The organism is Amycolatopsis pretoriensis, from assembly GCF_900107925.1.
Taxonomy (GTDB): Bacteria; Actinomycetota; Actinomycetes; order Mycobacteriales; family Pseudonocardiaceae; genus Amycolatopsis; species Amycolatopsis pretoriensis.
Genome location: NZ_FNUJ01000003.1, coordinates 78,778 through 99,005, shown reverse-complemented (window position 1 = coordinate 99,005; position 20,228 = coordinate 78,778). Strand labels below are relative to the sequence as shown.

Annotated in this window: 18 protein-coding genes; 8 read left to right on the top strand and 10 right to left on the bottom strand. The window is 71.9% G+C overall.

From position 1 onward, the window contains the following. Nucleotides 1-1,199: 1,199 nt before the first annotated feature. Genes BLV96_RS12860 through BLV96_RS12845 form a run of 4 tightly spaced genes read right to left on the bottom strand, consistent with a single transcriptional unit; the run spans nt 1,200 to nt 5,801 of the window. Entirely contained in the window at nt 1,200-2,822 is a 1,623-nt protein-coding gene (locus tag BLV96_RS12860; protein WP_086677430.1) for a DUF885 domain-containing protein, read from the bottom strand. A 22-nt stretch (nt 2,823-2,844) separates the two neighbouring features. Further along, complete coding sequence (locus BLV96_RS12855) at nt 2,845-3,615, bottom strand: IclR family transcriptional regulator (RefSeq protein WP_086677432.1); 771 nt, start codon at nt 3,613-3,615, stop codon at nt 2,845-2,847. Nucleotides 3,616-3,668: 53 nt separating this feature from the next. Beyond that, nucleotides 3,669-5,042 carry a GMC family oxidoreductase gene (locus BLV96_RS50295; protein ID WP_208608222.1) on the bottom strand — a complete coding sequence of 458 codons (1,374 nt, stop codon included), beginning with the start codon at nt 5,040-5,042 and terminating at the stop codon, nt 3,669-3,671. Nucleotides 5,043-5,060: 18 nt separating this feature from the next. Continuing rightward, nucleotides 5,061-5,801, bottom strand: a complete 741-nt coding sequence (locus BLV96_RS12845; protein WP_086677434.1) for an SDR family NAD(P)-dependent oxidoreductase — start codon at nt 5,799-5,801, stop codon at nt 5,061-5,063. Between the two features lie 104 nt (nt 5,802-5,905). Between BLV96_RS12845 and BLV96_RS12840 the strand changes: the two genes are divergently transcribed. Genes BLV96_RS12840 through BLV96_RS12830 form a run of 3 tightly spaced genes read left to right on the top strand, consistent with a single transcriptional unit; the run spans nt 5,906 to nt 9,297 of the window. Further along, the gene (locus BLV96_RS12840; protein ID WP_086677456.1) at nt 5,906-6,931 is read left to right on the top strand and encodes an ABC transporter permease; all 1,026 of its coding nucleotides are present in this window, start codon (nt 5,906-5,908) and stop codon (nt 6,929-6,931) included. Next, entirely contained in the window at nt 6,873-7,916 is a 1,044-nt protein-coding gene (locus tag BLV96_RS12835; RefSeq protein WP_208608221.1) for a sugar ABC transporter substrate-binding protein, read from the top strand. The genes BLV96_RS12840 and BLV96_RS12835 overlap by 59 nt, the downstream gene beginning before the upstream one ends. Before the next feature lies 1 nt (nt 7,917). Next, nucleotides 7,918-9,297 (top strand): sugar ABC transporter ATP-binding protein, encoded by a 1,380-nt coding sequence (locus BLV96_RS12830; protein ID WP_086677436.1) that lies wholly within the window; start codon nt 7,918-7,920, stop codon nt 9,295-9,297. Between the two features lie 40 nt (nt 9,298-9,337). On the opposite strand, the gene BLV96_RS12825 is transcribed toward BLV96_RS12830, so the two are convergent. The 3 genes from BLV96_RS12825 to BLV96_RS12815 all read right to left on the bottom strand — a co-directional run bounded on the left by BLV96_RS12825 (nt 9,338) and on the right by BLV96_RS12815 (nt 13,163). Next, nucleotides 9,338-11,929, bottom strand: a complete 2,592-nt coding sequence (locus tag BLV96_RS12825; RefSeq protein ID WP_086677438.1) for a glycoside hydrolase family 3 protein — start codon at nt 11,927-11,929, stop codon at nt 9,338-9,340. Nucleotides 11,930-12,182: 253 nt separating this feature from the next. Next, nucleotides 12,183-12,671, bottom strand: coding sequence for a DUF2199 domain-containing protein (locus BLV96_RS12820; protein WP_086677440.1), 489 nt, complete (start codon nt 12,669-12,671; stop codon nt 12,183-12,185). A 15-nt stretch (nt 12,672-12,686) separates the two neighbouring features. Continuing rightward, on the bottom strand, nt 12,687-13,163 hold the full coding sequence (locus tag BLV96_RS12815; RefSeq protein ID WP_086677460.1) for an Lrp/AsnC ligand binding domain-containing protein: 477 nt from the start codon (nt 13,161-13,163) through the stop codon (nt 12,687-12,689). Between the two features lie 125 nt (nt 13,164-13,288). On the opposite strand from BLV96_RS12815, the gene pdhA reads away from it, so the two are divergent. From pdhA to BLV96_RS12790, 5 genes are read left to right on the top strand one after another with little or no spacing between them, the layout of a single operon-like run. Next, nucleotides 13,289-14,359, top strand: coding sequence for a pyruvate dehydrogenase (acetyl-transferring) E1 component subunit alpha (gene pdhA / locus BLV96_RS12810; RefSeq protein WP_167379598.1), 1,071 nt, complete (start codon nt 13,289-13,291; stop codon nt 14,357-14,359). Next, entirely contained in the window at nt 14,359-15,354 is a 996-nt protein-coding gene (locus BLV96_RS12805) for an alpha-ketoacid dehydrogenase subunit beta (RefSeq protein WP_086677443.1), read from the top strand. The genes pdhA and BLV96_RS12805 overlap by 1 nt, the downstream gene beginning before the upstream one ends. Further along, nucleotides 15,347-16,540, top strand: a complete 1,194-nt coding sequence (locus tag BLV96_RS12800; protein WP_086677445.1) for a dihydrolipoamide acetyltransferase family protein — start codon at nt 15,347-15,349, stop codon at nt 16,538-16,540. Before BLV96_RS12805 ends, BLV96_RS12800 begins: the two co-directional genes overlap by 8 nt. 53 nt (nt 16,541-16,593) lie before the next feature. Further along, entirely contained in the window at nt 16,594-17,142 is a 549-nt protein-coding gene (locus tag BLV96_RS12795; protein WP_086677447.1) for a hypothetical protein, read from the top strand. After that, nucleotides 17,139-18,125 carry a hypothetical protein gene (locus tag BLV96_RS12790; RefSeq protein WP_086677449.1) on the top strand — a complete coding sequence of 329 codons (987 nt, stop codon included), beginning with the start codon at nt 17,139-17,141 and terminating at the stop codon, nt 18,123-18,125. The genes BLV96_RS12795 and BLV96_RS12790 overlap by 4 nt, the downstream gene beginning before the upstream one ends. Before the next feature lie 4 nt (nt 18,126-18,129). Here BLV96_RS12790 and BLV96_RS12785 read toward each other — a convergent pair whose 3' ends face one another. The 3 genes from BLV96_RS12785 to BLV96_RS12775 are packed head-to-tail and all read right to left on the bottom strand — an operon-like array spanning nt 18,130 to nt 20,098. After that, nucleotides 18,130-18,612, bottom strand: a complete 483-nt coding sequence (locus BLV96_RS12785) for a putative immunity protein (RefSeq protein WP_091389118.1) — start codon at nt 18,610-18,612, stop codon at nt 18,130-18,132. 38 nt (nt 18,613-18,650) lie between these two features. After that, nucleotides 18,651-19,781, bottom strand: coding sequence for an NAD(P)/FAD-dependent oxidoreductase (locus BLV96_RS12780; RefSeq protein ID WP_086677464.1), 1,131 nt, complete (start codon nt 19,779-19,781; stop codon nt 18,651-18,653). After that, nucleotides 19,778-20,098 carry a bifunctional 3-phenylpropionate/cinnamic acid dioxygenase ferredoxin subunit gene (locus tag BLV96_RS12775; RefSeq protein ID WP_086677466.1) on the bottom strand — a complete coding sequence of 107 codons (321 nt, stop codon included), beginning with the start codon at nt 20,096-20,098 and terminating at the stop codon, nt 19,778-19,780. Before BLV96_RS12775 ends, BLV96_RS12780 begins: the two co-directional genes overlap by 4 nt. Nucleotides 20,099-20,228: the final 130 nt, after the last annotated feature.

Here is a 20,228-nt window from a genome sequence, read left to right as displayed (position 1 = left end):
CTAGCTCGGCGCATCGGCTTGAGCCCCCACTGCCATCAGCCGCATCACCTGGGCAGGTACCGGTTCGCTCTACCCAATGGCCAGAAACTGGTAGCCGCCGAGCGGGCCTTGGCTCGCCGCATGAGCTTGAACCGGCCACGCCACGGCCGAGAAACAGCCTTCCAGCCCGGCCGGTCCGCCGGGCCAGCCACAACTCGGCGCGTCAGCCTGAGCCTGCGCCGCGTCGGCGACGTCACTCGGGTAGGAATCGGCTTGTCCGGCCCGGTGGTCGGAAGGGGGTACTCGCCGGGTCAGTCTTGGCTTGGCGCATTGGCTTGAGCCCGCGCCGCGTCGGCCATGTCACCGGGGCAGGTATCGGTTTGCTCAGCCCGGCGGTCGGGAAGCCAGCGCCCGCCGGGCCGGCCATAACCCGCGCATCAGCCTGAGCCTGCGTCGCATTGCCCGGGTGGGAGTCGGTTGCCCGGTCCGGCGGTCGGAGGTCAAGGCCGGCTGGGCCGGTCATGGCGCATTGGCTTGGGTCGGCCGCATCGTCTGGCGGCAATTCGGCTTGCCCGCCCGGTCGGAAGTCGGTGCTCGCCGAGCCGGTCGTGGCTCGGTGCATCAGCTTGAGCCCAAAGCCGCATCACTCGAGCGGAATCGGTCTGCCCGGGTCCGGCGGTCGGAGGCCAAGGCCGGCTGGGCCGGTCATGGCGCATTGGCTTGGGTCGGCCGCATCGTCTGGCGGCAATTCGGCTTGCCCGCCCGGTCGGAAGTCGGTGCTCGCCGAGCCGGTCGTGCCTCGGTGCATCAGCTTGAGCCCAAAGCCGCATCACTCGAGCGGGAATTGGCCTGCCGGGTCCGGCGGTCGGAGGCCAAGGCCGGCTGGGCCGGTCATGGCGCATTGGCTTGGGTCGGCCGCATCGTCTGGCGGCAATTCGGCTTGCCCGCCCGGTCGGAAGTCGGTGCTCGCCGAGCCGGTCGTGGCTCAGCGCATCAGCTTGAGCCCAAAGCCTCATCACCCGAGCGGGAATCGGCCTGCCCGGTCCGGTGGTCGGAGGCCCAGGCCGGCTGGGCCGGTCTTGGCGCATCGGCTCGGATTGGCCACCTCACCCGCGCGGAGTCGGCTCGGCGGTCGGAACCCGATGCCCGCCAAGGCGACCTGGCTCGGCCGGCACCCGTTGCGTCAGTGAGCGCCGCAAAGCCTCGAGACCTCCTCCACCTCAACCCACCCAAGCGCGGACCACCTCCTCCAAAACCGACAACGGCAACGGCCCACCCCCAAGCACCACACCATGGAAGTCCCTCAAAGAAAACCGTTCCCCCAGCTCCTCCGCGGCGAACCGCCGCAGGCGCATGATCTCCAACCGCCCCGTCATGTACGCCAGCGCCTGGCCCGGGCACTCTATATACCGGTCCGTCTCCGACTGGACCTCCACCTCGCTCAACACCGTCCGCGTCCGCAAGAACTCCACACACTGCGAACGCGTCCAACCCAACGCGTGCAGGCCCGTGTCCACCACCAGCCGGGCCGCGCGGACCGAATCCTCGGCCACCATTCCCAACCTCATCAAGTCACTCGAAAACAACCCCATCTCGTCGGCCAGCCGCTCGGAATACAACCCCCACCCCTCGCCGTACGCCGTCACCGGGGCGATTCGGCGCAGCAATGGCAGGTCCGTCAGCTCCTGGGCCAGCGACACCTCGAAGTGGTGGCCCGGTACGGCTTCGTGGAACGCCACCGTCTCCGCGATGAACCAGTCACGCTTGTGCACCTCGTGGGTGTTCGTGAAGTAGATGCCCGGGCGCGAACCGTCGAGGGCCGCCGGCAAGTAGTACGCCGGGGCCGCGAGAGGCGCGTCGGCCGCCGGGACCGCTCGCACGACGCACTCCGCGCGAGGGATCCGATGGAACCACTCCGGGGCCGCCGCCGTCGCGCGGGCTACCGCCGCCCGGGCCACTTCGAGCATCTCCTCCGCGTCCGTCCAGCGGAAAGATGCGGAAGTGCGAAGCCGGTGGCGGACCTCCGCCGGGTCCGTCAACCCGAACTCGCGGGCGCCGATCTCGGCGTACTCCGCCTCCAGCTCCGCGAGCACGTCGAGACCCAGCTGGTGCAGCTCCTCCGGCGTGTGGCTCGTGGTCGTGTGCATGCGCGCCAACGCCGCGTAGTGCGCTGCTCCGTCCTCGAGGTGGCAAAGCCCCGGCCGGTCGTCGGCCCGGCCGTGCCCGACGACGTCGGTGGCCAGGAACTCGCGGTAGCGCGTCAACGCGGGCCGGACCGCCTCGGCCACCAGCCGGTCGCGACGCTCGCCGCGGGCGGGCGTCAGCGGCTGGGCGAACAGTTCCTCCTGCGCCAGGTACCGGTCCAGGAACGCGACCGCGTTGCGCGCGTTGCGGTCCACCGGTGTCCGGCCGGCGCGCAGGCCGGCTAGCTGGCGCTGCGCCAGCGCCGCGTAGAACGCCGGGAGCGCGGCCAGCCGGGTCAGGTAGTCCTCCTCCGCCTGCTCGCCGGACGGCGTCAGCTGCGGCAGGAACGACAGGTGGCTGATACCGACCGCGAACATCGGGTCGGCGAGGGTGAACTCGACGACCCGCGCGTCGAGCTGGGTGAGCACCGCCTCGGCCTGCTGGACGACGACCCCGAGCGTCACCCGGTCCGGATCAACCGAGGCCCTGGCCCGGGCGAGGACGTCGGCGGCCCGCTCCCGGATCCGGGCGTGCCCGGCTTCGGACGGATCGGGCAGCTGCGCGTCGTGACCGGGGATGCCCACCAAGGTCGCTTCGAGCGGCATCAAGGTGCCCAGCACGTCCAGCAGTTCGTCCGCGAGCGCGGTGGCGGAGGTCATCTCCCCATTCTGTCGGCGCCGCTCAGCCGCGATCCAGGGGATTTCGCACCGGCGCGAGCGCCAGCTCCCGGGACAACGCCAGCGCCGCCGTCCGGACCGCCGGGGCGAGCCGGTCGAGGTCGAGCTTCGCCGCGTTGCCCGTGATCGACAGCGCCGCGAGGACCCGGCGGCGCGCGTCGAACACCGGCGCGGCGACCGCCGACACGCCGACCTCGTACTCCTCGTGGTTGACGCCGTAGCCGCTCACCGCCGCCCGGGCCAGCTCCTGCCGCAGCCGCCCGGGCGCGACGATCGTGCGCGGCGTCCAGCGCGCCAGCCCGCCGACGGCGACCCGGCGGAACCAGTCGGGCGCGCCGAGCGCGAGGAACACCTTGCCGGTCGCCGTGCAGTGCAGCGGCAGCTTGCCGCCCACCTGCGACTCGATCGGCATCGACCGGCGGCCGCTCACCTTCTCCAGGAACAGCGTGTGCGGCCCGTCCTGCACCGCCAGGTGGATGTTCTCGTGCGTCGCCTCGTACAGGTCCTCCAGGTACGGCAGCGCGGCTTCGCGCAGGTCACGCCGCCGCGGCACGCGCTGGCCGAGCTCGAACAGCTTCATGCCGAGCCGGTACCGGCCGTCGGTGCGCTCCAGGCCGCCCCAGCCGACCAGCTCGGCGGCCAGCCGGTGCACGGTCGGCTTCGGCAGCCCGGTCCGCGCCGTCAGCTCGGCCAGCGACAGCGTCGTGTCCGCCGAGGAGAACGCGTCCAGCAGCGTCAGGCCGCGGGCGAGCACGGACTTCGGCGGGCCGGTCATCCCGTGATGATGATCCGGTGGTTCCGCCGGGGCAACGCCGGTGAGCCGAGCGGTCACCGGATCGCCTCGGCGACCTTGGCGGCCAGCGCGCGCACGGTCAGGTCCGGGGCCACCGAGAGCACGGCCGGCAGCAGCGACGCGTCGGCGACGTACAGGCCGTCGACGTCGTGGGACCGCCCGTCCGGACCCACCACCGAGCGCGCCGGGTCGTCGCCCATCGGCGCGCCGCCCTGCGGGTGCGCCGCGAACAGGCCGCTCCACACGACGTCACACGCCCCGGCCTCGCGAAGCAGCGCCACGGCGGCCTCGAGCGCGTCGGCGAGCAAAAGCCGTTCGGCCGTCGAGAACCGCTTGCCCACGACGACCTCGTCCCCGACGCCGAGGCCGGCGACGGCGGTGTTGTCGTCGGTGACCGGCACCCGCACGCCCGTCCAGCCGGGGTGCCCGCCGACGACCTCGGCCAGCCGCCCGCCCCACAGCGGCCGGTCCGCGGGGTCGACGAGGCTCGCGGCAAAGCCGACCGGGCCGGGCAGCTCGGCCGGTTCGACGGTGAACCCCGCGCCCGGGCGGGGGCCCGGTGCCCGGGCGCGCAGGCCGTACACCAACCGGGCCGGGCGCAGGCCCAGCGTCCGCCCGGTCAACCGGGCCGACGGGGAGTCGATCTCGGCCGACTCCTGGGTGTGCAACAGGATCCGGGGTGTCGCGAGCGGACCGGCGGCGAGCACGACGACCGGGGCTCGGAGCACGCGGTCGCCCGTGCAGGCGACGCCGGTGACCTTCGGGCGCGGCCCCGACGTGTCGACCAGGACGCGCCGGACGTCGTGCCGCCGGCGCATCCGGGCCCGGGAGACCGGTACCGGGCGGTCGTACCACGGTTCGAGGTCGGCCGGCCCGAACGGTCCCGCCGCGCCGAGCAGGCCGGTGTGCTCGTGGAACTTCGCGACGTCGGACGCGGGCGCGCGCTCGGCCTTCGCCGGGCCGGGCGCGGCCGGCGGCCCGATCGGCTCCTCGTCCACTGTGGACACGAAACGGGCGCGGCCGGGTCCGCTGTCGAGCAGCAGCACGTCGGCTCCCCGCGCGGCCAGCACCGACGCGACCGCCCCGCCGCCGGCGCCGACGACCAGCACGTCGGCCTGGTCAGGCCCCCGCCGGCCCGGCGGGGTGTGGTCGCCGTAGAACGCCTCGATCGCCAGCAGGCGGAACCGGTCGACGGCGGCGCTCCCGGCCACCCTCGCCAGCGCCCGCGCGTCCGAGACGCCGGCCAGCACCCCGATCGCCGCGTGCACCGCGTCCTCGTCGGCGGGGGAGAGAGCGGGCAGGGTCGCGGCGAGGTAGCGGTCCGGGCGGGCGGCGGCCGAGCCGGGGACGAGCAGCTCGCAGACCCGCGTCACCACGGCCGCCTCGCCGGCCCCCAGCAGCTGGCTCACACGCCCCCCTCAATGCACTCATCGGAAAGCCGACCCGCCGTCGACGTTCAGCGTCTGGCCGGTCAGGAACCCGCTGCCCTCGTCGCAGACGTACCGCAGCGTCGACACCAGGTCCGCCGGGCTTCCCGTGCGCGGCACCGCCTGGCTCGCCCGGACGCGCTCGAACCCGCCGCCGGCGCCGGTCGTCCGCGTGGCGGTCGCGGTCGTCACCAGCCCGGGCGCGATGGCGTTCACCGTGATGCCGTCCGGGCCGACGGCGTTGGCCAGCGCGCGCGTGAACCCGACCAGCCCCGCCTTGGACGTCGTGTAGGCGACCAGCTCCGGCGGCCCGAGGAAGACGACGGCCGACACGATGTTCACGATCCGGCCCCAGCCGGCGGCGCGCAGGTGCGGCAGCGCGGCCCGGGTGACCAGGAACGGGCCCTCCAGGTTGAGCCGCATGACGTCGCGCCAGTCGTCCACAGTGGTCTCTTCGAACGCGATCGGCGGGTAGATCCCGGCGTTGTTCACCACGATGTGCAGCCCGCCGAAGGAAGCCACCACCTGCTCGACGGCGGCTTCGACGGCGACGGGGTGCGTCACGTCGACGGTCACCGGCAGGAACTCCCCGCCCGCGGCGACCACCCGCGCGGACGTCTCGGCCTGGTTCTCGACGTCCCAGCCGGCCACGCGGTGGCCCAGCCCGGCGAGCGCGACGGCGAACTCCTGACCGAGCCCACGCGCGGCCCCGGTGACCACGGCGACGCGGCTGGACGGCATGGCGGCAGCGTGGCGGCCGGGGCCGGGTCGCGACAAGGTCACCGTTTCACCCACCGAAACGCGCGTCTTGCCGAACCCGCGCCCGGCTGGTGACCTTCGCGGCCATGACCACTCCGGCCGTCCGCTGGTACCGCGACGAACTCGGCGTCGTGCTGGTCCTGGCCGTGCTGGTGGGCGTCGTGGGGCTGGCGCACCCGGACTTCCTGCGCCCGGTCAACCTGCTCTCCACCGCGCAGAGCTCGGTCTACGTCGGCCTGATGGCCTGCGGGATGGTGTTCCCGCTCGCCATGCGCGAAGTCGACTTGTCGCTGGGCGGGCAGTACGCGCTCGGCATCGTGCTCGGCGCGGTGCTGATCCGCGACGGCTGGTCGCCGTGGCTCGCGCTGCCGGCGATCCTGCTCGTCGCGACCGTCCTCGGCTGCCTCAACGGCGTGATCACGACGTACCTGCGGCTGCCGTCGTTCATCGTCACCCTCGCCGCCGCGCTCCTGTTCCGCGGCGCCGCGCTCGCGCTGGCCGACGGCAAGCAGATCAGCGGCATGCCGCTGGACCACGCGTTCTTCAGCGTGCTCGGCGGCGACTTCGCCGGCGCGCCGACGTCGGTCTGGGTGCTCCTCGCGGCCACGATCGCCCTCACGGTCGTGTTCACGCGGACCCGGTTCGGGGCGCGGGTGCGAGCGGTCGGGTCGAACCCGGACGCCGCCGAGTTCAGCGGCCTGCCGATCGCCCGGACGCGGATCGCCGCGCTGGGCCTGTCCGGGTTCATGGGCGGCGTCGCGGCCGTGCTCGGGCTGGCGTTCTTCACCGCCGGCGACCCGACCGTCGGCAACGGCTACGAGCTGACCGCGATCGCCGCGTGCATCATCGGCGGCACCCCGCTCGCCGGCGGCCGCGGCTCGGTGCCCGGCGCGGTGCTCGGCAACCTCATCCTCACCACCGTCGCGGCCAGCCTGGTGTTCCTGCAGGTGCCGATCAACTGGACGACGTTCGCCACCGGCGCGGTGATCCTGGTCGCCGTCGCCTTCGACAGCGTGCTGCGCCGCACGCGCGGCCGGTCCACTAGGAGATCCCGTGAAACGCATCCCGATCCTGGCCCTGATCGCGTGCCTGACGGCGACCGCGTGCGGTAGTTCCGGCGGAGGCGGCGGCGGAAACCTCAAGATGGGCATCGCCGTCGCCAACATCAGCCTCAACTTCGCCCACGAGATGGTCGAAGGCGCGGAAACCGCCGCGCAGCACGAAGGCGGCGTCGACTTCAAGGCCGTGGGGCCGCCCAACACCGACGGCCCGGCCGAGCAGCAGCTGTTCACCAACCTCACGCAGACCAACCCGGACGGCGTGGTGCTGGAGAACCTCGACCCGCCGATCTTCACCCGCCCGGCCGCGACCGCGATCGACCGCGGCGTGCCGGTGGTCGCGCTGGACACCGCGCCCACCGACGGCAGCAAGATCACGTTCTACGTCGGCAACGACAACTACGACCTCGGCGTCCAGCTCGCTTCCGAACTGCTGAAGCGGTTGCCCGCCAACCCGTCTGGCACGGTCGTCGTCGGCGTGCCGAACCCGGGGACGCCGGTGCTGGACAGCCGCGCCCGCGGTATCAAGGGGACCCTGGCCGCGAAGGCGCCGGGGATCAAGGTGCTCGGCCCGTTCCAGACCTACAGCGACCCCAACCAGAACTACGGCGCCTGGGCGGCCCTGGTGCACGCGAACCCCGGTGCGTTGGCGTTCCTCGGCGTCGGCGACGCGGACAGCTACGACCTCGCGAAGATCAAGCAGACGGAGAACGGCAAGTACCTCGTCGCGGGCGCGGACGTCGACGCGAAGACGTTGCAGGGCGTCAAGGACGGCCTCGACTTCGTCACCATCGACCCCGAGCACTTCCTCAAGGGGTACGTCGTGACGGCGCTGCTGATCCGGTCGGTGAAGGAGAAGAAGCCGTTGCCGCAGGGGTGGTTGCGGATGCCGGGGCTGGTCGTGGACTCGTCGAACATCGACGCGGTCATCAAGCGCCAGACGTCGACGCAAGCCGCGTACGACTTCTACAAGCCGGAGATCGACCGCATCCTGGCGAACCCGACCGCCTTGGTGCGGCCGCTGGCCGAGGCCCGCTGACGTGCTGCGCGCGACCGGCCTGACCCGGCGCTACGGCGGCGTCACCGCACTGTCCGAAGTGGACATCGCATTGGCGCCGGGCGAAGTGCACGCCGTGGTGGGGGAGAACGGCGCGGGTAAATCGACGCTCGTGAAGCTCCTGTCCGGTGTGGAGCGGCCGGACGCGGGCACACTGTCGCGTTTGGACCGGATCGCGCTGGTGGCGCAGGAGCTGACGGTGTTCCCGGACCTGACGGTGGCGGAGAACCTGTTCCCGCTCGACCCGCCGCGGCGCGGCTTCCTGGTCAGCCGGCGGCGGATGGCTTCACTCGCTTCGCCGGTGTTGCGGGAACTGGGCTTGGACGTGCCGCTGGACGCCCGGGCCGGGACGCTGTCGCTGGCCGACCAGCAGCTGGTGGAGATCGGCCGGGCGCTGCTGCGGGAGCCGGCGGTGCTGATCCTGGACGAGCCGACGTCGGCGTTGCCGGCCGACGCCGTGTCGCGGCTGATGGGCGTGCTGCGCAAGCTGGTTTCGCGGGGCGTGGCGGTGCTGTACGTGTCGCACTTCCTGGAGGAGGTGCTGCGGATCGCCACGCGGATCACGGTGCTGCGCGACGGCCGGTCCGTGCTGGCGGGTGTCGAGACGGCTTCGGTGGACCTGGACGGCGTGGTGGCGGCGATGCTGGGGAACCGCGCACTCGCTCCCGTCGCGCAGCGGCGACCACCGCGGGACGGGCCGCCGGCGCTCGTGGTCGATGGCCTGTTTTCGGTGGCACCCGGGGAAATAGTCGGGCTGGCGGGTCTGCAGGGCGCCGGCCACCTCGAGGTACTGGCCGCGTTGTCCGGCCGGGGAAGCGGCACCGGCATGCCGCGTTCGGTGCGGGCGGCGGTCCGGGCGGGGGTGGCGTTCGTGCCGAGCGACCGGAAGCGCTACGGCCTGATGCTCGACAAGCCGTTGTGGCAGAACACGAGTGCAGCGGCGTGGCTCGGCGCCGGCCGCGGCGGCTGGTGGCTGCACCGCCGCGCGCACGTTTCGGCAGCGCGCCGCTCGATCACCCGGCTGCGCATCCGCGGCGGCCCGGACGACCTCGTGGCCACGCTGTCCGGCGGCAACCAGCAGAAGGTGGTGTTCGCGAAGTGGCTCGAAGCGGATCCCCGGCTCTTGGTGCTGGACGATCCGACCCGCGGCGTCGACGTGGGTGCCAGGGCGGAGATGCACGCGGTGATCTCTTCGCTCGCCGCCGCGGGGACGCCGGTCGTGCTGGCGTCGACGGATTTGGCGGAACTGTGCGAGCTGTGCGACCGGGTACTGGTGTTCCAGCGCGGCCGGGTGGTGGCCCGGTTGACGCGATCGGAGCTGTCCGAACGCGCGCTGAGCGTGGCGATGAACGCGGGAACGTAGACCGGGCCGGGAGCTTCACGCTCCCGGCCCGGTGCGGTACCTAGGTCAAACTCGAACAGGGCCTCGCATCAGGATCCTTCGCCCCGTTGGGCACCCAGCGCACGTTCGCGAACGACGCCTGGAACGCGGCGTCGGTGTACACGAGGAACGGCGTGTTGATGTGCTCGAAGTCCAGCCCGTTGTTGAAGCAGGACAACGGGATCTTGACCGTCGTCTTCGGGCCGCCCGCCAGGTCGGTGAACAGCTTCGTCGCGTTCACCTCCGAGAAGCACGGGTAGACGCAGTGCATGCTGATCACCGTCCGGTTGACCGGCGCCTGCTGCACGGTCGTGTCGAACTCCAGCGCCCCGTCCGCGTTCAGGTAGCTGCGCAGGTCGTTCGTGCCCGCCGTGTTCTGCATGTAGAGCTGAGCCGCTCCGGTGCCCGTCCAGGTGGCCTTCAGGCCGTCGCCCTGCACGTTGACGTCCGTCGGGACCGTGGTGATCTCCGGGTGCGAAGCCGTGCCGTCCGGGCCGATCACGGTGCCGCCCCAGTTCGAAGCCGAGCCGATCTGGCTGGTGTACGGCGGCACGTCGGTGCGGTCGTAGATCGACAGGTCCTCGGTCGCCGTCCCGCCGCCGCCGGTCGACCCGCAGGCCGCCGGGCCCGGCGTCTCGTCCAGCTGGCCGATCGTGACGCGCTGGCCGCTCTTCAGGCCGTAGCCCAGCTTGAACAGCGGGTCGTAGTCCGGGGACCACGGGTTGAGCGGCGACTGGCACGCGCTCTTCGGCCACGAGTACGACAGCGTGCCCTGGTAGCCCGTGCCGTCCTTGCCCTTGACCAGCATGTCGGCGACGCCGCCGCCCTCGGTGCCGGGCAGCCAGGCCGCCACGAACGCGTCGGAGCGGTTGATCTCCTTGTTCATGTACAGCGGGCGGCCGCCGACGTAGACGGTGACGACCGGGGTGCCCTTGCCGCTGACCTTGTCCAGCACGGCCAGGTCCTCGGGGTAGAGCTTCGACGCCTCGAGGGTCTTGCGGGTCAGGTCGCCGACGCCCTCGGCGTACGGCGTCTCGCCGATGACCGCGATGACGGCGTCGTAGCCCTTCGGGTCGACGTTCCCGGTGGCGTCGAACGTGACGTTCGCGTCGCCGAGGTCCTGCTTGATGCCGGTCAGGATCGAGGTGGCGTTCGGGAAGTCGGCGTTGGTGTTGCCGGTGCCCTGCCAGCTCAGCGTCCAGCCGCCGGTCTGGTTCTGGATGTTGTCGGCGCTCTTGCCGACGACCAGGACCTTCGACTTCGGCTTCAGCGGCAGCACGTTGCCGTTGTTCTTCAGCAGCGTCTGCGACTCACGGGCCGCGTCACGGGCCAGCCAGTTGTCCTTCAGCGCCTCGTCGGAGTTCGCGTAGGAGCGGTCGGACGGCTTCTGCGACTCGAAGAGGCCGTCGCGGATCTTCACCCGCAGGATGCGCGTGACGGCGTCGTCGATGCGTGACATCGGGATCTGGCCGCTCTGGACCTGGGCGATCGTGTTGGTGATGAACGCCTTCCAGTCGGCGGGCACCATCACGATGTCGATGCCGGCGTTGATCGCCTGCGGGCACGAGGAGTTCGTGCAGCCGGTGACCTGGCCGATGCCGTTCCAGTCGGACACGACCAGGCCGTCGAAGCCCATCTTGCCCTTGAGGATCTGGTTCAGCGCCTTGTCGCTGCCGTGCAGCTTGCCCTCGTTGATGCCGAGGTCGGCGTTGGTCCAGCTGTTGAACGACACCATGACGGTCTGGGTGCCGGCGGCGAGCGCGCCGTAGTAGCCCTGGCCGTGGATGTTGATCATGTCGGCCTCGGACGAGGGGTTGACGCCCTGGTCCTGGCCCTTGATCGTGCCGCCGTCACCGATGAAGTGCTTGGCCGTGGCGATGACGCCGTTGTAGCCGATGCGCTTGGTGGCGCCGTCCTGGAGGCCGTTGATGGCCTCGAAGCCGTAGGAGCGCGTGATGCGCGGGTCCTCGGAGAAGCCTTCGTAGGTGCGGCCCCAGCGGTCGTCCTGCACGACGGCGAGGGTGGGCGAGAAGGCCCAGTCCTGGCCGGTGGCGCGGATCTGCCGCGCGGTCGCGCCGGCGACGTCGCGGACGAGGCACGGGTCGTGCGCGGCGCCGAGACCGATGTTGTGGGGGAACACGGTCGCGCCGTAGACGTTGTTGTTGCCGTGCACCGCGTCGATGCCCCAGATGACGGGGATCTTGGTGCGGCTGGTCTTGGAGGCGTTCCAGTAGGCGTCGGCGAGGTTCAGCCAGTCCTGCTGGGTGGCGTGCTTGTTGCCGCCGGGCCACGCGCCGCCGCCGTTGAGGACGGAGCCGATGGCGTACTGCTTGACCTCGTCGGGGGTGATGGAGGTGATCTCGGGCTGCGTCATCTGCCCGACCTTCTCCTCCAGGGTCATCCCCTTGAGGATCTGGGCGATGCGCGCCTCGTCGTCGGCCTTGCCCTTGAACCGGCTGTCGACCTTCGGCCAGTCGGCGAGGGTCGGCAGGCTGTTCTCGATCTTGGCGCAGCCGTCCTTGTCCTTGGCGGGCTGGCCGATGACGGGCTGCGGCGCCTCGGCGGCTTGGGCCGGGATCGCCTGCGCGGCCCCGCCGAGCAGGCTCAGGCTCATCAAGGTGACGAGCGAACTTCGGCGCGCACGGACCCACGCGCGGGATCTTCTGGGCATGGTCTGGTCCATTCTGCGATGAACGGCGGACCGGCCGATCCTCACCGGGTGAGGGGAGCGGCGTCAATAGGTTTCGAGGTAGTTATTTCTCGACATAAAATAAGAGTCGCCCGGCGACGGGGTCACGTGGTGTCCTGCCTAATCGGTGCCGTGGTGAAAGGCAAGGGTGCTCGCGGGCAGCGGTTTTGCCCGCGCGTCAGGGGTGCAGCAGCATCTCGGCGACGGTTTGCACCCGGACGAGCGTGATCCCGTCCCGCTGCTCGACGGCGAGCGGGTGCCCGGTCGACTCGACCTCGATGACGGGCCGTTCACCCGGCGGCCGCGTGTGGAGGTGGGTCTTGAGGTTCAGGGAGCCGGGTTCGTAGCCGGGCAGCTCGGTCGCGAGCCAGCCGAAGTACGGCGGTTCTTCGACGCGCTCGGGGCTGTCCCAGAGTTCTTCGGCGCGGAAGAAGTTGTCTTTGCTGACGGAGACCCAGACGCCCCACTCGAAGTCGTCGTCGGCGTCGAGCACGGGGAGGACCAGGCGGCCGCGGAGGAAGAAGTGCTGACCCTCGATCACGCAGCGTTCGGGTTCGAGGACGCTGTCCGGAAGGCCGTCCTGCCAGAAGGCCGGAGCCGGTGCGCTGTAGGCGAACGGCAGGTCCTCGTGGTGCTCGCCGCAGCTGGTGCAGGCGTAGCCCTTCATGCCCCGCAGCCTAGGTCAGCCGAGGACCGAGCCCGGCAGTTCCTCGAAGATCAGCCAGGTCCGCGTCGACCGGACCCCCTCCAGGGCCTGCAGCCGCTCCAGCACCACGTCCCGCAGCGTCTGGTTGTCCGGTGTGCGCACCAGCAGCAGGATGTCGAAGTCGCCGCCGACCAGCGCCACGTGGTCGACGAACGGGATCTCGTGCAGGTCCGTCGCCATCGTGCGCCACGACGTCTGCTCCACCGTCACCATGATGTACGCCGAGGTGCCCAGCCCCGCCCGTCTCGGGTCGATGCGGGCGCCGAAGCCCGTGATCACGCCCTCGGCCAGCAGCCGCTCCAACCGGGCGTACGCGTTCGTGCGCGAAATGTGCAGCTTCTCCGCCAGCGCCCGCACCGCCAGCCGGCCGTCCGTGGACAGCTCCGCCAGCATCGCCCGGTCGACCTCGTCGAGGGCCGCGGCCGTTCGTCCCGGCAGGCCGCCGTGCGCCAGTGCGCCGATGGACGTTTGGTCACCGGAACCGCCAACTGAAGGCCGTTTGTCGCTCATTCGGCCAAGTCCTTGTACACCCGACCAGTAAGAACCACCATTTCAGCATCATATGTCTGCGAGAGGTGGTGTCCGTGGATACCCTGCTGCCGTCCGCGTCGCCGGTGCGGTTCGTCGCCGAGGACGGGACACCCGTCGACCAGCACGGCGAGTACGCCCGGCCCACCGAGGACCGGCTGAAGGCCGCCTACCGGCTGATGGTCCTGGGCCGCCGGTTCGACGTCCAGGCGACCGCCCTCACCAAGCAGGGCCGCCTCGCCGTCTACCCCTCCAGCGCCGGCCAGGAGGCCTGCCAGGTCGCCGCCGCGCTCGCGCTGCAGGACCAGGACTGGCTCTTCCCGACCTACCGCGACTCCGTCGCCCTCGTCGCGCGCGGTCTGGAGCCCGGCGAAGTCCTGACGCTGCTTCGCGGCGACGCGCACTGCGGCTACAACCCCGCCGAGACGCGCGTCGCGCCGCAGTGCACTCCGCTCGCGACGCAGACGCTGCACGCCGCCGGTCTCGCGCACGCGATGCAGCGACGCGGTGAAGACGCCGTCGCGCTCGCGCTCATCGGGGACGGCGCCACCAGCGAAGGCGACTTCCACGAGGCCCTCAACTTCGCCGCCGTCTTCAAGGCGCCCGTCGTGTTCTTCGTGCAGAACAACCGCTACGCCATCTCCGTCCCCTTCGAGAAGCAGAGCGCCGCACCCGCCCTCGCCTACAAGGGGATCGGCTACGGCATGCGCTCGGAGCAGGTCGACGGCAACGACGCCGTCGCGGTCCTCGCCGTCCTCGACGACGCCGTCAGGCACGCCCGCGAGGGCCAGGGCCCGGTGCTCGTCGAAGCCCACACCTACCGCATCGACGCCCACACCAACGCCGACGACGCCACCCGCTACCGCGACGCGGACGAAGTCGCGAAGTGGCGCGAAGCCGACCCGCTCAAGCGCCTCGAGACCTACCTCGGGGACGCCCTGAGCCAGAACGAGATCGAGCTCTGTCACGCCGAAGCGGAGGAGTTCGCCCAGTCCGTCCGCGACACCCTCAACGCCGACACCGAGCTCGACCCGATGTCCCTGTTCGACCACGTCTACGCCGAGCCGACCCGCCACCTCGAAGCCCAGCGGGCCGCCCTGCAAGCCGAACTGGAGGCCTGATGACGACCACGATGGCGCAGGCGCTCAACGCGGCCCTGCGCGACGCGCTCAAGGACGACGACCGCGTGCTCGTCTTCGGCGAGGACGTCGGCACGCTCGGCGGCGTCTTCCGGGTCACCGACGGCATCACCGCCGACTTCGGCGAGGACCGCTGCTTCGACACCCCCCTGGCTGAATCCGGCATCGTCGGGTTCGCCGTCGGGATGGCCATGGGCGGCTTCCGCCCGGTCGTCGAGATGCAGTTCGACGCCTTCGCCTACCCCGCGTTCGAGCAGATCACCTCGCACGTCGCGAAGCTGCGCAACCGCACCCGCGGCGCGCTGGAACTGCCCATGGTCATCCGGATCCCGTACGCCGGCGGCATCGGCGGCGTCGAGCACCACTGCGACTCCAGCGAGGTCTACTACACGCACACGCCGGGCCTGCGCGTCGTCACGCCGGGCACCGCGCAGGACGCCTACGACCTGCTCCGCGACGCCATCGAGTCACCGGACCCGGTCGTCTTCCTCGAGCCGAAGGCCCGCTACTGGTCCGGCGAAGAAGTCACCTTCACCCGGAACGGCCCGGCCATGGACAAGGCCGTGGTGCGGCGCCAAGGCAAGGACGTCACGCTCATCGCGTACGGCCCGATGGTCGCCACGGCCATGGAGACCGCCGAAGCCGCGAAGGACGAGGGCTGGGACGTCGAGGTCGTCGACCTGCGTTCCTTGAGCCCGTTCGACGACGAGACCGTCACGGCGTCCGTGCGCCGCACCGGCCGGGCCGTCGTGGTCCACGAGGCCGCGGGCTTCGGCGGCTACGGCGCCGAAGTCGTCGCGCGCGTCACCGAGCAGTGCTTCCACCAGCTGCACGCGCCCGTGCTGCGCGTGACCGGGCTCGACATCCCGTACCCGGCGCCGAAGCTGGAGCGGCACACGCTGCCCGACGTCGACCGGATCCTCGACACGATCGCGCGCCTGCAGTGGAACGACACGCCGGTGGTGGCCGGTGCCTGACTTCCTGCTGCCCGACCTCGGCGAAGGCCTGACCGAGGCGGCGATCCTGAACTGGCACGTGACCGTCGGCGACACGGTCAAGGTCGACCAGATCGTCGTCGAGGTCGAGACCGCGAAGGCCGCGGTCGAGGTGCCCGTGCCGTTCGCCGGCGTGGTCTCCGCGCTGCACGGCGAGCCGGGGCAGCTGCTGCCGGTCGGCGCGCCGCTGCTGTCCGTCGGCGGGTTCGCCGAGCCGGGCGTGACGACCTCTTCGGGGAGCGGCAACGTCCTCATCGGCTACGGCACCGCGCCCACCACCCGGCGCAAGCGCGCCCGCCGCGTCGAAGCGCCCGCCCCGAAGGCGGCCAAGGCGCCCGGCGTCATCTCGCCGTTCGTCCGGAAGCTGGCTTCGGACAACGGGATCGACCTCGCGAAGCTCACCCCGGCCGGTACCGACGGCATCATCCGCCGCGCCGACGTCGAGGCGGTGCTCAAGAACCCGGTGCCCGAGAAGCCCGTCGCGAAGGGCAAGCGGATCCCGCTGACCGGCGTGCGCAAGGCCGTCGCCGACAAGCTGACGACGTCCCGGCGGGAGATCCCCGAGGCCACGGTCTGGGTGGACGTCGACGCGTCCGAGCTGGTCGCCGCCCGCGCGGCGCTCAACGCGAAGTCCGACCGGCCGGTCAGCCTGCTCGGGCTGATCGCGCGGTTCGCCGTCGCGGGCCTGCGCAAGTACCCGGAGCTGAACTCGCGCGTCGAAGGCGACGAGATCGTGCTGCTCGACGAGATCCACCTCGGGTTCGCCGCGCAGACCGACCGCGGGCTGGTCGTGCCGGTCGTGCGGGACGCCGGCGCGCTGTCGACGCGGGACCTGTCGGCGGCGATCGGCGACCGCGCCCGCACCGCGCGGGACGGCAAGCTCGCGCCCGCGGACCTCACCGGCGGCACGTTCACCGTCAACAACTACGGCGTCTTCGGCGTCGACGGGTCCGCGGCGATCATCAACCACCCCGAGGCCGCGATCCTCGGCATCGGCCGGATCATCGACCGGCCGTGGGTGGTCGACGGCGCGCTGGGCGTGCGCAAGGTCTGCGAGCTGACGCTGGCGTTCGACCACCGCGTCTGCGACGGAGGCACGGCCGGCGGGTTCCTGCGGTTCGTCGCCGACTGCGTGGAGTCGCCGGTCACCGCCCTCGGCGATTTGTAGACGCACCGGCCGCATTGGCCGGTGGTGACGGTTTTGGCACCTACAGTGTTCGCGTGACGACTCCAGCCCAGCACGACCGGGACCAGGCGGAAGCCCGCGTGGGCCGGCTCAAGCAGGACCTGCGGGGCGGGCTGGCGACCCCGCCCGCCGACGTCGAGGCGATGGACGAGCTCGTCGCGACGGCGCACCGGCTGCTCGACGCCGAAGTGGCGTTCGACGAGGCGAAGCACCGGCTCGCGAACGCCGAGCTCGAGTCCCGGCACGCGGCGACGCAGCGCGCGGTCGTGTACTACGCGGCCGCGCCGGTGCTGGTGCCGCTGGTCGCCGCGGCGCTGGTGCTGTTCGACGTGCTGTCGCCGGTGTGGCTGCTCGCGCTCGTGCCGCTGTTCGCGGCCGGGCTGTGGATCGGCTTCGGCCCGGTGCGGCGCGTCGGCGACGTCATCCGCTCGCGGACGCGTGCGGCGTGGGCGGGGTGCGGCACGGCGGCGCTGCTGGTGGCGGCGCTGATCCCGTGGTCCGGGGCGGTGGTCTGCACGATCCTGACGGCGCTGGGCGTCGCGGTCACGTGCGGGCTGCTGTGGCGGGAAAGCCGGATCCCGTGAGCCACGGCTACGCGACCTACGGCGACGACCCCGAGTTCTCGGCCGATTACGAGGAGCCCGTCGACCCGACGCGGCGCGACCTCGACGAGCTGTTCGCGGCCGTCGACGGGCTGCGCGCGGCCGTCGAGGAGACCGACGACCGGGTGCGCCAGGACGTCGCCGACCTGACCGAGCGGCTCGAGACCGGCGGCGCGCAACGGCAGGAGGACCGGCTCGACCTGCTCGGCCGGCGCCTGGACCGGCTGCAGCAGCAGGTCCAGGCCCTGGAGCGCGCGGTGCGCGTGTCGGACGGGGTGCCGCAGGTGAACCTCGACGACGTCGGCGCGGAGACGCGCGCGCTGGCGGCGGAGGCGGCGCGCTGGGACGACCTGCACAAGGAGCTCGTCACGAAGGAGCAGCGGGCGCGGTACTCCGACGAGATCTCGCGGCTTTCGTCGGTGCAGGCGGCGTTGTCCCGCTGCGACGCCGACCTGCTGGACGTGATGGGGGTCCTGGCGTCGACCGATCGCGCTTCGCGGGCGCGGGGAGATGCGGAGTCGTCGTTGCGGGCGTTGTCGACGCGGCGCCGGACGTTGCTGGACGAGGAGATCCCGGCGGCGGTCGCGGCGGCGGACCAGGGCCGGCTGGCGTTGCGGGAAGCGGACGCGGTCGAGGCCCGGGTGGTCCCGCAGCTGGAGCGGGCCGAGCGCGCGTGGCACGACCTGCAGGTGCGGCTGCGGACGCGGATCACGGACGCGTTGGGGTCGAACGCGTTGCTGCCGACGTGGTTCGGTCACGCGCTGGGGGTGGCACCACCGGCGGGAGCCTCGGGAGACGCGTGGATCCGCACGGCGGCTTCGGTGCTGGCGTACCGGGTGACGTTCGGGATCACGGACCCGGCGTTGCCGCTCGGCCCGCCGGCGCTGGAGGGCGCGGACACGACCGAGCGGCGGTGGACCTGGCGGGCCCGCCTGGAGTCGGATCTGGACGACCTCTCGCTGTAGGCACTCAGCCGCGCAGCGCCGACTCCAGCTCGCGGTGCAGTTCGCCTGCGCGCGTCTTGCCCGGCTTGCCCTCCGGGAACCTCCGCAGGATCTCGCCGACCTCGCGTGGCGCGTGTTCGAGAGCCCACCGGATCTCCGCCTCCGCCGAACCGCCCGCCAGTTCGCGGGCCAACGCCGCCTGCTGTGCGGGTCCGACGATGTGTTTCACCTGGTGCGGCGACTCCAGCGGGTGCAGGTAAGCCGCCCCGGCCGCGCCCACCGCCGCGCGGGCGGCCGCCGCGGCCGCCGGGTCCGAAGTCTTGCTCGCCGCCAACGCTTCCCAGGCCGCCGTGCGCAGCGCGCGCGTTCGCGGGCCTCCCGAAGCGAACTCCCGCGCCGCCGCGATCGCCGTCGCCGGGCGCGGATCCGGTACCAACGGCAGCACCCGCGCCGCGCAGTCGGCCGCCCAGCCCGTCAGCGCACGCAGTTCGTCCAGAGTCAGCTCCATGTGGGTGAAGCGTATCTTTGAAACCCCGGTTGAGACTTTCAGACGACCGCCGGCCGGCGAAGGGGCCGCCGCAGCCGGTTGAACAGCTTCGCGTTGTTCAACGCGAACACCCCCACCGTCTCGCCGTCCCGCTGCCACACCGCCGCGAACGACGACGATGCCGGATCGCCGTCGACGAAGGAAAGCGTGTCGTCCGGGCGGGGGTGCCCGGCCAGCTGCAACGTCCCCGAATACTGGTCCGACCACACGTACCCGCTGGGTGTGTACGTCCGCGCGGTGTGCCCGGCCAGCAGGTTGGCCACCGCGACCGGCGCCTGCTCCGACGCGTTCGTCCAGTGCTCGTGCCGCCGTCCCGCGTACCGGGCCACGTCCCCGACCGCCACCACGTTCGGCAGCGACGTCACCAGCCCCGCGTCCGTGTGGACGCCGTCGCCGACCTTCAAACCCGAACCCGCCAGCCACTCCGTCGCCGGGGTCATCCCGACGCCCGTCACGACCACGTCGGCCGGCACCGACGAACCGTCGGAGAGCGAGACGCCGGCGGGGGACAGCCCCGAGACCCGGACGCCGCACCGCAGGTCCGTGCCGTTCTCGTGGTGCAGCCGGGCGCACACGGCGGCCAGCGTCGGGCCCAGCACTGGCGCCAAAGGAGCGTCCAAAGCTTCCAGGACCACCACGTCCAGACCCAGCGAACGGCAGGTCGAAGCCACCTCGGCCCCGATGAAACCCGCGCCGACGATCGCCACCCGCACCCCGGGCACCAAAGCCGCGCGCAAAGCGAGCGCGTCGTCGAGCGTCCGCAGCACGAAAGCGCCCTCGAACCCCGGCAGCGTGCGCGCCCGGCCGCCGGTCGCGATGACGACGCCGTCCGCGTGCACCGAACCGCCGTCCGAGAGCAGCACTCGACGCGCGGCCGGCTCCAACGCCGTCGCCCGGACGCCGAGCCGGAAGTCCAGTGCCAGCGAGGCGAGGTCCCCGGCGTCGAGCAGCTCCAGCGACGCCGCGGAAGCGGTCCCGGCCAGGAAGCCCTTCGACAGCGGCGGCCGGTCGTACGGCAGGTGGGCTTCGGCGCCGATCAGCACGATCCCGCCGTCGTACCCCTGCGCGCGCAGCTCCTGCGCCGCGCGGACCCCGGCGAGCGACGCGCCGACGACCGCGATGCGCTTCACGCGGCGTCCTCGCCGGCCACGCCCCGCACGTAGACGACGCCTTCGTCGACCACGACCGCGTACGTCCGCACCGGGTCCTTCGCCGGCAGGCACGTCGGCATGCCCGTGCGCAGGTCGAACAGCGCCGCGTGCAGCGGGCACTCGACGAAGCAGCCTTCGAGCCAGCCGTCGGCCAGGGAGGCGTCCTGGTGGGTGCAGGTGTCGCCGATGGCGTACAGCTCGCCCTCCTCGGTGTGGAACACCGCGATGGCGGGCGGTCCGGGGATCCGGACGGACTCACCCGGGGGCAGCTCGTCCACGGTGCATGCGCGAATCATGAGTCCTCCGAGACTGTTGCGCATGAGGGAACATCAACTGTCTTACGCAACAAAGTCTGAGTCTCGCGAAGGACGTCGTCAAGGGGTACGCCCGGGTAGTTTTCGTTACCGGGTAACGGGTATCCCGGGT

Coding starts and splice junctions, on each gene's coding strand:
- BLV96_RS12860 (WP_086677430.1), bottom strand. CDS start 2,822: ATGACCTCCGCCACCGCGCTCGCGGACGAACTGCTGGACGTGCTGGGC.
- BLV96_RS12855 (WP_086677432.1), bottom strand. CDS start 3,615: ATGACCGGCCCGCCGAAGTCCGTGCTCGCCCGCGGCCTGACGCTGCTG.
- BLV96_RS12845 (WP_086677434.1), bottom strand. CDS start 5,801: ATGCCGTCCAGCCGCGTCGCCGTGGTCACCGGGGCCGCGCGTGGGCTC.
- BLV96_RS12840 (WP_086677456.1), top strand. CDS start 5,906: ATGACCACTCCGGCCGTCCGCTGGTACCGCGACGAACTCGGCGTCGTG.
- BLV96_RS12825 (WP_086677438.1), bottom strand. CDS start 11,929: ATGAGCCTGAGCCTGCTCGGCGGGGCCGCGCAGGCGATCCCGGCCCAA.
- BLV96_RS12820 (WP_086677440.1), bottom strand. CDS start 12,671: ATGAAGGGCTACGCCTGCACCAGCTGCGGCGAGCACCACGAGGACCTG.
- BLV96_RS12805 (WP_086677443.1), top strand. CDS start 14,359: ATGACGACCACGATGGCGCAGGCGCTCAACGCGGCCCTGCGCGACGCG.
- BLV96_RS12785 (WP_091389118.1), bottom strand. CDS start 18,612: ATGGAGCTGACTCTGGACGAACTGCGTGCGCTGACGGGCTGGGCGGCC.
- BLV96_RS12775 (WP_086677466.1), bottom strand. CDS start 20,098: ATGATTCGCGCATGCACCGTGGACGAGCTGCCCCCGGGTGAGTCCGTC.